The 10,809-nt window shown below is 70.8% G+C and carries 8 protein-coding genes and 1 pseudogene; 7 read left to right on the top strand and 2 right to left on the bottom strand.

Going from position 1 to position 10,809, the window contains the following annotated elements:
• Positions 1-722, bottom strand: a pseudogene (locus ACW0Q9_RS24865) (hypothetical protein); the annotation flags it as partial.
• Positions 723-825: 103 nt separating this feature from the next.
• On the opposite strand from ACW0Q9_RS24865, the gene ACW0Q9_RS24860 reads away from it, so the two are divergent.
• The 4 genes from ACW0Q9_RS24860 to ACW0Q9_RS24845 all read left to right on the top strand — a co-directional run bounded on the left by ACW0Q9_RS24860 (position 826) and on the right by ACW0Q9_RS24845 (position 3,548).
• Positions 826-978 (top strand): hypothetical protein, encoded by a 153-nt coding sequence (locus tag ACW0Q9_RS24860; protein ID WP_456185241.1) that lies wholly within the window; start codon positions 826-828, stop codon positions 976-978.
• Between the two features lie 167 nt (positions 979-1,145).
• Positions 1,146-1,475: a nuclear transport factor 2 family protein gene (locus ACW0Q9_RS24855; RefSeq protein ID WP_456185239.1), complete on the top strand. Its 330-nt coding sequence runs from the start codon at positions 1,146-1,148 to the stop codon at positions 1,473-1,475.
• A gap of 628 nt (positions 1,476-2,103) precedes the next feature.
• Positions 2,104-2,925 (top strand): alpha/beta fold hydrolase, encoded by an 822-nt coding sequence (locus ACW0Q9_RS24850; protein WP_456185237.1) that lies wholly within the window; start codon positions 2,104-2,106, stop codon positions 2,923-2,925.
• 392 nt (positions 2,926-3,317) lie between these two features.
• A complete protein-coding gene (locus ACW0Q9_RS24845; RefSeq protein ID WP_456185235.1) occupies positions 3,318-3,548 on the top strand; it encodes a DUF2188 domain-containing protein in 231 nt (76 codons plus the stop codon).
• Positions 3,549-4,481: 933 nt separating this feature from the next.
• Here the strand turns inward: ACW0Q9_RS24845 and ACW0Q9_RS24840 are convergent.
• On the bottom strand, positions 4,482-7,931 hold the full coding sequence (locus ACW0Q9_RS24840) for a CHAT domain-containing protein (RefSeq protein ID WP_456185234.1): 3,450 nt from the start codon (positions 7,929-7,931) through the stop codon (positions 4,482-4,484).
• 96 nt (positions 7,932-8,027) lie between these two features.
• On the opposite strand from ACW0Q9_RS24840, the gene ACW0Q9_RS24835 reads away from it, so the two are divergent.
• From ACW0Q9_RS24835 to ACW0Q9_RS24825, 3 genes are read left to right on the top strand one after another with little or no spacing between them, the layout of a single operon-like run.
• Positions 8,028-8,402, top strand: a complete 375-nt coding sequence (locus ACW0Q9_RS24835; protein WP_456185232.1) for a hypothetical protein — start codon at positions 8,028-8,030, stop codon at positions 8,400-8,402.
• The gene (locus ACW0Q9_RS24830; RefSeq protein WP_456185230.1) at positions 8,399-9,316 is read left to right on the top strand and encodes a hypothetical protein; all 918 of its coding nucleotides are present in this window, start codon (positions 8,399-8,401) and stop codon (positions 9,314-9,316) included. Before ACW0Q9_RS24835 ends, ACW0Q9_RS24830 begins: the two co-directional genes overlap by 4 nt.
• On the top strand, positions 9,313-10,776 hold the full coding sequence (locus tag ACW0Q9_RS24825; protein ID WP_456185228.1) for a tetratricopeptide repeat protein: 1,464 nt from the start codon (positions 9,313-9,315) through the stop codon (positions 10,774-10,776). The genes ACW0Q9_RS24830 and ACW0Q9_RS24825 overlap by 4 nt, the downstream gene beginning before the upstream one ends.
• The last annotated feature ends 33 nt before the right edge of the window (positions 10,777-10,809 follow it).

Here is a 10,809-nt window from a genome sequence, read left to right as displayed (position 1 = left end):
AGAAGAAGACGGCATGCGAGTTCTATTACGGTCTCGTGGAATCGGAAATGTATATACTTGCCCTCACCCAGGCTGATCGCCACGTGCCCGGTGCCCACCGAGTTGTGGTACCAGACCAGCGCGCCCCGCGGCGGGATGCCGGAGGTCTTCAGGTAGCCGTTGCTGCTCTCCCAGTCACCGCCGATCTCCGCGGTGTTCCAGCCCGAGCCGCCCCACCCGTACGCCTGGGCGACGAAGGCCAGGCACAGGTTCTCGTAGGCGGTGGAGCGGTACCGCTGGAAGGCCCAGTCGATCGCCCCATTGGCGGATCGCGGGTTCGTCTTCGACGACGGCTCGTCGCCGACGTAGGCGCAGCTGTTGACGACCTGGCCGTCCGAGCCGGTGTGCACGTAGGCGTCGGAGACCATGCCGCCGTTGGACAGCAGGTCCCACAGCGTCGTCGTGCCGTAGGTGCCGGTCACCGACTGGCCGGTGGTCTGGCACAGCAGCGTGACCGTCGACCCGTCGGACACCGTTCGCCACGCCGCGTAGCCGGTCCCCGGGCCCGACCGGACGCTGAGCGCCGTACCGGAGGTGTTGATCGTGCCGGTGGCGGAGTCGGCGTACGCGTACGCCGCGCCCGGCGCGGACCCGACCAGAACGACGGCGAACGCGGCGGCGGTCAACGCGGCGACCGGGCCGCGTAAAAGACGTTCGTGTGAGATATCGACAATCTTCCACATGGTCGAGGAAGCTAGCGGTTGCTCACGACCCGGTCCACACCCGTCTGGATATTCTTGCCATTGATGCTCATTGACACGAAACTAACCTTCACGCTCCCCGCAGGTGGCCGGGATCACCCTGCTGGCCATCAGCGCCGTCCTCCTCACCATCCAGGCGGCCGCCTGCCTGTCGGTGATCGTCATCTTTCTCCGCCGGCCGGCGGCCGGAGCTGACCGACGCTGCGGCTCGTTCCGCCTGCTCCGCACGGATGAATGATCTACGCTCAGCACGAGTTGTCACAGCGGAGGCAGGCTCGGCTACGTGCCCGCCCGACAAGCCCACCACCGTCGGCAACCCGGTCAGGACGGAACGCCTCGCCGCCGCCCGTCATCCCGCCTGTGGTGCACCCGTCCGCGCCGCACGACCCTCGAAAAGATGCGCTCATGACCAGCCCCGGCATCCCCGCCCCGATCCAGACGTTCATCGACGCGACCAACCGCGCCGACTCGGATGCCTTCGTCGCGGCGTTCACCGACGACGCGTACCTCAACGACTGGGGTCGTGAGTTCCACGGCCGCGACGGTGTGCGCTCCTGGGACCGCACCGACAACATCGGGGTGCAGTCGCACTTCGAGCTCGTCGGAATCGAGCCCGGCACGGACCCCGACAGCTACGTCGCCACCCTCAAGGTCTCGGGCAACGGCTTCAACGGGACCGGCCCGATGACCTTCCACCTCCGCGACGGCCTGATCGCGAGCCTGCGCATCAGCTGAGGGCCCTGCCGGCCGCCACAGGAACTTCAGGTCAATGCCTACGAGCTGGCCGGCCGCCGAGGCGACTGGGATCACCCTGAATCTGCTCGGCGGGTGCGGTTGTCTATACCGTAAGGGGCGACGCGCACGGTGCCGACCGCGCCGGTCTCTGGCCCGGGCACGGGCGCTGCCACGGTCCCGGCTCGGCCGACACCCCGACACCCTCCCGCTCCTGCCGCGCTGCGGCGCCGCACTTCTCGGCAGAGTGCTGACGGTAAGGGAGCTCCAGCGGGTGGAGGCTGCGGCGCCGCCAGATCGCCGCGCGACTGTTCTTGGTCCGCAGGGCCTCGCGCTGCACCTGACGTCCGAGCCGGAAACACAAACGGTGCGGGCAAGCATCGATCTTGCCGCGACCACCACGTCCGCGGACAGTTGCCACATCCGGAGACAGAGCAACGGGTGACGTGGCTCGTGGAGTCCTCGCCGCGTTCGCCCGATCCGGGCCCGCGGTTCACCCACTGCCGTCTAACATCGGGTAAACCCGACATCCCGGGCGCGAGCTGCTGCACCCTCTCTCGCAACATTCGCGGTCCTACGGCCCCGGCGTCCGGCCGGCATGCCGACCATGATGAATCGGAAGGACAGCGGCATGAGCTACATCACCGCTAAGGACGGCACCGAGATCTACTACAAGGACTGGGGTGCAGGCCCGGTTGTCACCTTCTCCCATGGCTGGCCGCTGAACGCGGACGCGTGGGACGGGCAGATGCTCTTCCTCGCGCAGAACGGTTTCCGGGTCGTCGCGCACGACCGCCGCGGTCACGGCCGGTCGAGCCAGGCCTCCGGCGGCAACGACATGAACGGCTACGCCGACGACCTCGCGGCGCTCATCGACGCGCTCGACCTCACCGACGCCACGCTGATCGGACACTCGACCGGCGGTGGTGAGGTCGCGCGCTACATCGGCCGCCACGGGACGGGACGGGTCGCCAAAGCCGTCCTCATCTCCGCCGTGCCGCCGATCATGGTGCAGACGCCGGACAACCCCGAGGGCCTGCCCATCGCCGTCTTCGATCAGATGCGCTCCAACCTGATGAAGGACCGGTCGCAGTTCTACCAGGACCTGGCGCAGATGTTCTACGGCGCCAACCGGCAGGGGGCGAAGGTCTCGAAGGGAATCCTCGACCAGTTCTGGCTATGGAGCATGCAGGCCGGCCTGTTGAACGCGTACGAGAGCATCAAGGCCTTCTCCGAGACGGACTTCCGCGACGACCTTGCCAAGTTCGACATCCCCACCCTGGTGCTGCATGGCGAGGACGACCAGATCGTCCCGGTCAAGGACTCGGCGAGGAAGACCGCCCAGCTCATCGCGAACGCCAAGGACATCTACTACCCAGGCGCACCGCACGGCATCACGTCAACGCTCCAAGACCAGGTCAACAAAGATTTGCTCGCGTTCCTGAGGAGTTGACCGACGCGACGTCGCCTTCGGGCTCCCGAGCTGGCCAAACCCCGACCCCTGCCCACACCCTCGGCGAGCTGTCGCCAGCCGTTCCTGCTGGCGGCCGTACGGGCCGGGCTGGAGGGGTGAGCCGGCAGGCCTCCTGCCCACGATTGCCGGACCGCATCAACCCGCATGGAGCAGCCAGTGCTGGGGAGGTTCGTGCTGTCCGGGAACGACTTTGATGCTTGCGATGCCCCTTGCTGCCTCGCTGCTCTCAATACCAGCGACGTATCGCATCCACCCTGATTTCGCGCCTCCTCCCGACCATCTCCTCCGCTGCTGGTTCGCGAGGACGTTTGAGGGATGACGCAGCGCGGGCAGATATTCGTGACCGACCATGCGACCAGGGAGGCCACGACATGGCTAAGGGCGACATTGAGACCTACCACGAGGACGGGCAGTGGAAGAATCGCCCAGCGGGCAACCAGAGGGCGAGCAGCGCGCACGACACCAAGGCAGAAGCGGAGGCCGCAGGCCGACAGATGGCCACTCAGCGCGGCGTCGAGCACGTGATGAAGAAGAAGGACGGCACGATCGGCGAGAGGAACACCTACCCGCGAAGCCGTGACCCTCGCGAGACCAAGGGCTGACCCGCTCGTCGCTGCCAGCACTGCTGGTGCCCCGAATGGCTACCAAATTGCTGTTGACGGATTCGGTGGCGTCCGGGTGTCCGGACGCCACCGCCGGCGAGGAGGTGCACCTCGGTTCCACCTGCGAACCCTCGCTCACAAGCAGCTTCGGCTAAGGTCGCAACGTCCGCTGGATCCCAGAGGGGTCGGCTCAGAGCCGGCAGCCGTCCACGCTCGTTCGGCCTCCGCCGCCACCGCTGATGTCAGCCACGGATGTAAAGCCGGGCCCCTCAGGTCCCCGAAAACGGTACCGGGCCTCCCGGATGGCTGCCGGCCCAACCGATGCCCCCGGGCGGTTGCTTCCACTCGGAGGCACGCCTCTTCAACAGGCCAGGCCATCGCTTACGCGCGGCCTGCCGACTGGCGCCTACCGCTGCGCCAAGGTCGGGATAGCCGGCACCGTGCTGCACCGCTTCCTCGGCACTGGCGGACACGAGGTCAGCGAGGAGGCGACGCATCTGCTCACCTGCCGCCATCCGCGCGAGGTGAGCACGCATCCTCTCCGCGCAGTGTGGCTCCTGGGCAGGACTGCCACGGGAACCCACATCGACTTTGTCCAGCCGCTGCGCCCAGTCAGCGGCAATAGCGCCCAGTTGCCGCCGTAGCGCCTGCCGCTCGTCCGACGTCAGCTCCCGCATGAGCGGCTCCCTTGTCGATGGCCTCCAACTTCAGCGTCCGCTTGACAACCTTCGTTGTCAACCGTCCTGGCCATGCCAGAATCCGCGTGCGGTGCGAGGGGTGAGGACGGGGCGGCGGTGAAGCGGGTCGTCCTGCCTAGACGAACATCTCGGGACGAAACCGGACCCTGTCCCGTTTGTGCTTCACCTGGAAGCTGGTCCTCGATACGGTCCGGTCCTCGTCAACGAGGAGATCACGCGGAGTAACCGGGCGAGCTCACGCGCCGGTGTGGATGTGTGCGCCCCAGAGACTCGGCGTGTCCGGGTACGTCGCACGGCACTCGCGCACGGCCACGTGCAACGCCGCAGCCGACCCGTGGTGGGCAAGTTCGCGGTAGAAGTTCCTGGCGATCAGGCCGGTGACGCGGTCGTTCACCCGCCAGAGGGTCCCGATGACCTGCGGATAACCGGCCAGCAGGAACGCCGACGTGATGTGTACGGCCTCGTCGGACAGGTGAGTGGCACCGTGTGCGGTCTGGCACGCCGACAGGTACGCCAGCCGCGCGCCGGTGAGGTCCAGCCGCGCGACCTCCTGCACGGTCAACGGGTCCTTCTCGTGGTCGTGCAACAGCAGTCGTCCCGCCGACGGCTCGCTCTGGTCGCTGATGCCGTGGCAGGCGAAATGGACCTGTGCGTGCCGCGTCATCTCGGCCCGCACCCGCTCCGCCGTCGCCTCGGGCCCGGTGAGGCGCAGAGCGGCGTCGAGGCGCGTGACTTCCCGCTGCGCGTGGGGTAGCCGGGCGGCGCCGGGGGTGTCGGGCATCGCCACCGCGAGGAGTCCACGCTCCATTGCCCCCGCCGCTCGGGCCCGCGCGTGCCGCAACGCGCGCACGGTCGGGGTGTAGGACGAGACCACCCGGTCCAGCACCGAACAGCCTGGCCGTTCGTGATACCCGGCGGCGTGCAGCGGCAGGAACGCCAGTTGACCGGTCGGCGACCACCAGACGCGCTCCGCGGCGGTCAGCCGGTTCAGGACCGGGGCGGCCAATGCGTCCCACAGCCACCCGAGGATCCGCGTCAGCGTCTGCTGAGCCCGCCTCTCGTCCGGTCCGGGGAGCTGCGCGACGTGGAGAGCGCGGTGGAACTCCCCGGCCTGTTCGGCAACCCGCGCCGGGGTGATCTCCGGTAGCGGCACGACGTCGACCCCGCCGGCGGTGAGGATGAGCGCATCGCTCCGGTAGCGGCTGACGTTGATCAGCACGATCGGTCCGGCGGCGGCCTCCGCCCGCAGCGCGTCGAGCGGGGGCGCGGCGAGGAAGTCGGCGAACCCGGGCAGCGCCCGGATGCGCGCGATCAACCCCTCCCATTCCCGGCTCAGACCGTGTCGACGGTCAGCTTCCCGGCCCGCGTTGTCGAGCCAGTCACCACCGGCTGCGGCGGCGGAACCGGGCCCGGACTCCAGGTCCGACCGGAGCCGGTCCACCGCGTCGGCGAGATCGGGGTGCCGGGCACGCAGCGCGGTCAGGTCCGACCGCGGGTCGAGCTGTTGGGCGATGAGGATTCCCCGTCCCTGTTCGAGCAGACGAACGGCCTTCGGGGTGTCCCCGGCATGCAGCGCGCAGGCCGCCGCGTCGGTGGCGAGCCCGTCGAAGCGCCCGAGACCGTGTTCCCGATCCCGACGACCCACCCCGTGGGAGGCGATCCGCGCCAGCAGCTCGACCGCCAGTTCGAACCCGGCCATCGCGCGGCCCCAGTCGCCGCCGCGAGCCCATGTCCTCCCCCACTCCCGCGCGTCCTCGACCCGGTCCGGCGTCGGCGACAGCGGTGACAGCGCCGCCTCCTGGAACAGCGCGGCGATCTCAGCGTCCCGACCCGACTGTCGCGCGAGCGCGAACCCCAGGTTGCTCAACCGCCTCGGCCTGGCCGCGCTCGTCGCCGCAGCGGCGTCTGCCGCCTTCCGCAGCAGACCGATCGCCTCGTCGAGTGACGCCGAGTCGCCGGTGCGGTCGAAGCGTTGCCGCAGCGCGATGCCGAGGTCGTTCCAGAACGACGACTCGTCCGGACTGCCCGGGCGTGCGGCGGCGACCGCCTCCCGCAGCAGGCTGACGGCCTCGTCGTACTCTGCCGCGCGTGTGAGCGCGTTGCTGAGGTTGCGCAGCATCCCGGGCCGATGCGGATGCGTCGGTGGCGTGGCCGCGACGGCCGCGCGGAACGCGTCGGTCGCCTCGGTGAGGACCGGTGCGACGCCCGTACGGTCGTACCGGCTCAGCAGGATGCCGCCCAGCGAGTTGAGGTGGTTGGTGCGGTCCGGATGGCCCTCGGGAAGCAGGGCGACGGCGCGCCGGCACACCGCCGCCGCCTCGTCGAGGGCAACCGTGTCACCCGTGCTGGTGTGCCGTTCGAGCAGGGCCGTTCCGAGCAGGTGCAGCGCCCTGGCGCGGGTGACCGTGTCCCCGCCGCTCGTCACGGCGACCCGGAGCAGTTCGACGGCCCGATCGAGGTGCGCGGGATCACCGGTTCGTTCGAACTCGCGCTGCCGCGCCAGCGACAGCGCGATGGTGCCGCCGCCGAGGCGGTGGGCCTCCTCACCGGACTCGATCGCCTGGCGCAGGGCGCTCTCCTCACCGGTGACCTGGTAGAGACGGCGCAACGCTGTCGACCGGTTGTCGAGGGCCGCGACGCGGACCTCCGGACTGGACGAGGTACGGATGGCCTCGTCGGTCGCCCGAGCGGCTTCGCTCAGCGCCGCCGGGTCGTCGGGCCCCTCCAACAGCGTCGCGGCGAGGTTGGTCAACGCCGCGCCGAGCCGTGGATCATCCGGGGCGAGCAGGTCGAGACACCGGCGGCGCAGGGCGAGCGCCTCCGCCACCAGGGAATCGTCGCCGGTACGGGTGGCCAGCCTCTGCGCCGCGTCCGCGGCCCCGTCCAGCAGGCCGGGAAGGTTGCGGTCCCGCTCGGGCAGTCCGCGCGATCCGCGTCGTCCGACGTCCACGGCCTCTTCCAGCGCGGCGACGTCCCCGGTCGCCTCGAACCGGTCCGTCAGAGCGGAGCACAAGCCCGCCGTCGCGGCGACCTTGTTCGGGTCGCCGTCCGGCAGCGATCCGGCGGCGTGCCGGAGCATGGCGACCGCCATGTCGAGCGTGGCCGGTTCGTGGGTACGGGCGAACCGGCGACGCAGGTCCTCACCCAACACCGCCGAGAACGACAGCAGGTCGTCGTGCAGCCGATCGCCGGCGATCTCGATGATCTCGCTGCCCAGGTCGGTCAGCCGGACCACGTCCCCACCCGCGGCGCGAACCACCACGTACAGGTTCGTCAGGCACTCGAGCCGCTCCGGTGAACCCGGTACGGTCGCCGCCACGGCGTCCTCCAGCAGTTCGACGGCCTCGTCCGGGCGCCCCGCCTCGACCAGGTGGAACGCCTGGTCCTGCCACTCGTCGGCCGTCGTGCCGATCTGGCGCAGCTGCGCCAGCACCCGGGGTGGGACCCGGTCGGCCAGCGGGACCAGCAGCCGTGCCGCCCGCCGCGCGTCCCGCGTCGTCGCCGACGCGCCGCGCGCCATGTGGCGGCACAGGTACAGCATCCCGACGGCGTAGTCGACGCTCGGGTCACCGCCCCCGGCGGTCAGCAGGGCGGTCGCGTCGTCGAGGGCGGCCGGTTCGAGCACGGCCAGGGCGTCACCGTCGTCGAGGTACCGGCGCACCCTCGCCCGCACCTGGTCGACCATCCCACCAGCTTTCCACGCCGATGCAAGCCCTCCGTGAGGGAGCACGCACCCGTTACCATGGCGCGAGTCCGGTGTGGAGCCGACGAAGGGCAACGGGTGGAGACGCTCGCGCAGGAACAGCTCGCCGTGCTCTGCGCCCGGCTCGACGAGGACACCGGCCCGCTCGCCGCCGACGGTCCGATGCGGACTCTCGCCACGTCGATCGTCGAGCGTGTTCGCGCGGGCGAGGATCCGGCGGCGGTCGCGGAGTGCCTCGACGAGCTGGACGACCACCTGCTGCGCGCCGGGTACGCCGGTGGCCTCGGCTCGTACCGGTCGGCGCCGCCGCAGTTGCCCGGCCTCGGCGGCCATCCGGTGCTGGAGGTACTGACGTGCCCGGGCCGCCGCTGCGCACGGGTGGCCCGGCCGGGTCGCGACGACACCTGCCGGGTGTTCGGTAGGCCGCTCGAACGCGTCAGGCTGCGCCCGTGACCAAGCTGCTGGAGACCATCGGCGGCAAGCTCGTCGACCGGTGGTGGCAGCTGCTGGTGCTGCCCGGCGCGCTGTATCTCGTGGTGGCCGTCGCGGCCCTGCGGTACGGCACCGACATCGACGGGCTGACCAGGGGGGTCGACCAGTTGGCCGCGGACCCGGCCACGCGGAGCGCGGGCACGCTCGGGGTGGTCCTGCTCGGGTTGGCCGCCGGTGCCGCGGTCGTCGGCCTCGCCGTACGAGCCCTCGGCTCGGTCATCGAACGGATCTGGCTGGCGGAGGCCACGCACCCCCTGACGCGACTGCTCACCCGTCGGCGGCTGCGGCGCTGGGAGGCCGCCGAGCAGCGGTATCAATCCGCGCTCCTGGCGGCCGGCCGGGCGCACACCACTCGATCGGCCGACGCCACCGCGCTGGCCCGGGACGCGGAGCGCCTCGCCCTGGCCCGCGACCGGATCGCGCTCACCGCGCCGCGCCGCGCGTTCTGGCTCGGCGACCGGATCGAGGCGGCGGACCTGCGCGTGCTGTCGGCGTACCATCTGGATCTGGTCTCCGCGTGGCCCCGGTTGTGGCTTGTGCTGCCCGAGCAGGCGCGGGCGGCGCTGCAGGTGGCCCGGTCGGACTTCTCGTCGGCGACCCAACTGGTGGCCTGGGGCGTCGCCTATCTCCTGCTCGGCTTCGCGTGCTGGCCCGCGCTGCTGGTCGGCGCCGCGACGGCGGTGGTCGGTTGGCGCCGGGGACGGGTCACCGGCGCCGTCCTCGCCGAGCTGCTGGAGTCGGCGGTGGACGTGCACGGCCGTGATCTCGCCGCCGCGATGGGCGTCGACTGCCCGCAGCGGCTCACCCGGGACGTGGGTGAACAGCTGACCTCGTTGCTCCGCAAGGACAACGTGACGGAAGGCGCTCGGTCGTGAACAGGGATCAGCTTCTCGACGCCATCCGCGCGCGGCTCGCCCGGTACACGACGACCGGGGATACCCGCCCGATCCTCGAACCGGCCGCGGTACGGGAGGCGGAACGGCTGCTGGCGTCGGTCACGGATCCCGGGCGCGACATCGACGTGTGCTACGTCGTCGGTGGGCTGTACTGGTGCCGCTGGGGCGAGCAGGGCAACGGACAGGACACGCCCGACTTTCAACGCACGATCGAATTGATGGTCCACGTGCACCGGGAGCGGCCGGAGCTGGTGCCGCGGATGCTGGCCGACATGTTCGACCGGACCGGGCACACGACGAGCGCGCTGCGTGCCGGAGCCGCCTCCAACGAGGGCAACCGGCTGTTCGACGAGCACCAGCGGACGGGCGACCGGGCCACGCTCGACGAGGCGGTCGCGCTGCTGCGCCAGGCGGCGCGCGCGCCCGGCCGGGATCCCGACCGGCGACGTCACGACGCGATGATGTTCTCGCTCGCACTGCACCAGATGGTGCAACTGGACAGTGATGCTCAGGCGGCCATGGAACTGGTCTCGTGGCTGCGCGAGGTGCTCGCCGACGAGCCGCCCGACCCGGCGGACTTCCTGGCACTGCTGGTCTCGGCCCTGACCTACCGGTTCGCGGTGACACACGATCCCACGGATCTCGACGACGCGGTCACCACCGGCAGCCGGTTGTTCGCTCTGTCGGACGAACCTTCGCATCGGGGCGCCGTCTGCATGGCCGGCGGCCTCTGGTTGCAGCACAACGGGCACCCGGAGCACACCGGCGAGGTCGCCGAACTCACGCTGGCCTGCCTCGCGTCCGGGCCGGTGGCGAGTGAGGAACGACTCGCCCAGCTCAGCACCGTCCTGCCCGGTCTGCTGGCGGTCGTCCACCGGGAACCCGCGCTGCTGGACCGCACGATCGAACTGTGCCGTGAGTTCACCAGCAGCGCCGGCGCCGATCCCATGTCCGGGCGGCAGGGGCTGCTGATGGCGCTGCGGCAGCGCTACCGGGAGCGGATCCGGTCCGGCGACCTCGACGAGTGCGTCGAACTCGGACGGTGGGTGGTGGGCACGCTGCCGGCCGACGATCCGGCGTACCGGTCCCATCTCGCCGGGCTTGCCGTGGACCTCGGCGACCGGTTCCGCGCCACAGACAGCCGGGAAGATCTCGACGAGGCGATCGCCCTGGGCCGGCAGCTCGTCGCCGACGCGCCGCAGTGGGAGGATCTCAACAACCTGGCGGCGTGGCTCGCGGACCGCTACCAGCTGACGGGCGAGGTGGCCGACCTGGAGGAGTCTGTCGCGCTGCTGCGCCGGGTGGTGGCGGCCGGTCCCGCCCAGGCGGGTCCGCTGCGGAGCCTCGCCGCGGTGCTGGAGCTGAAGCATCACCGCACAGGCGAGTTCGCGGCGCTCGACGAGGCACGGTCCCTGTACCGCCGTGCGGCGGAGCTGTAGCGCATGCCGCGGCCTGCGGCTGCTGATCCGCCC

Source organism: Micromonospora sp. I033 (assembly GCF_053890995.1).
The sequence above is the reverse complement of the archived record's forward strand: the minus strand, read 5'-3'. Positions and strand labels throughout refer to the sequence as shown.

What these genes read in the sequence shown, in the direction of transcription:
- ACW0Q9_RS24855 (WP_456185239.1), top strand. Translation starts at nt 1,146, where the DNA reads ATGACCAGCCCCGGCATCCCCGCCCCGATCCAGACGTTCATCGACGCG.
- ACW0Q9_RS24850 (WP_456185237.1), top strand. Translation starts at nt 2,104, where the DNA reads ATGAGCTACATCACCGCTAAGGACGGCACCGAGATCTACTACAAGGAC.
- ACW0Q9_RS24845 (WP_456185235.1), top strand. Translation starts at nt 3,318, where the DNA reads ATGGCTAAGGGCGACATTGAGACCTACCACGAGGACGGGCAGTGGAAG.
- ACW0Q9_RS24840 (WP_456185234.1), bottom strand. Translation starts at nt 7,931, where the DNA reads ATGGTCGACCAGGTGCGGGCGAGGGTGCGCCGGTACCTCGACGACGGT.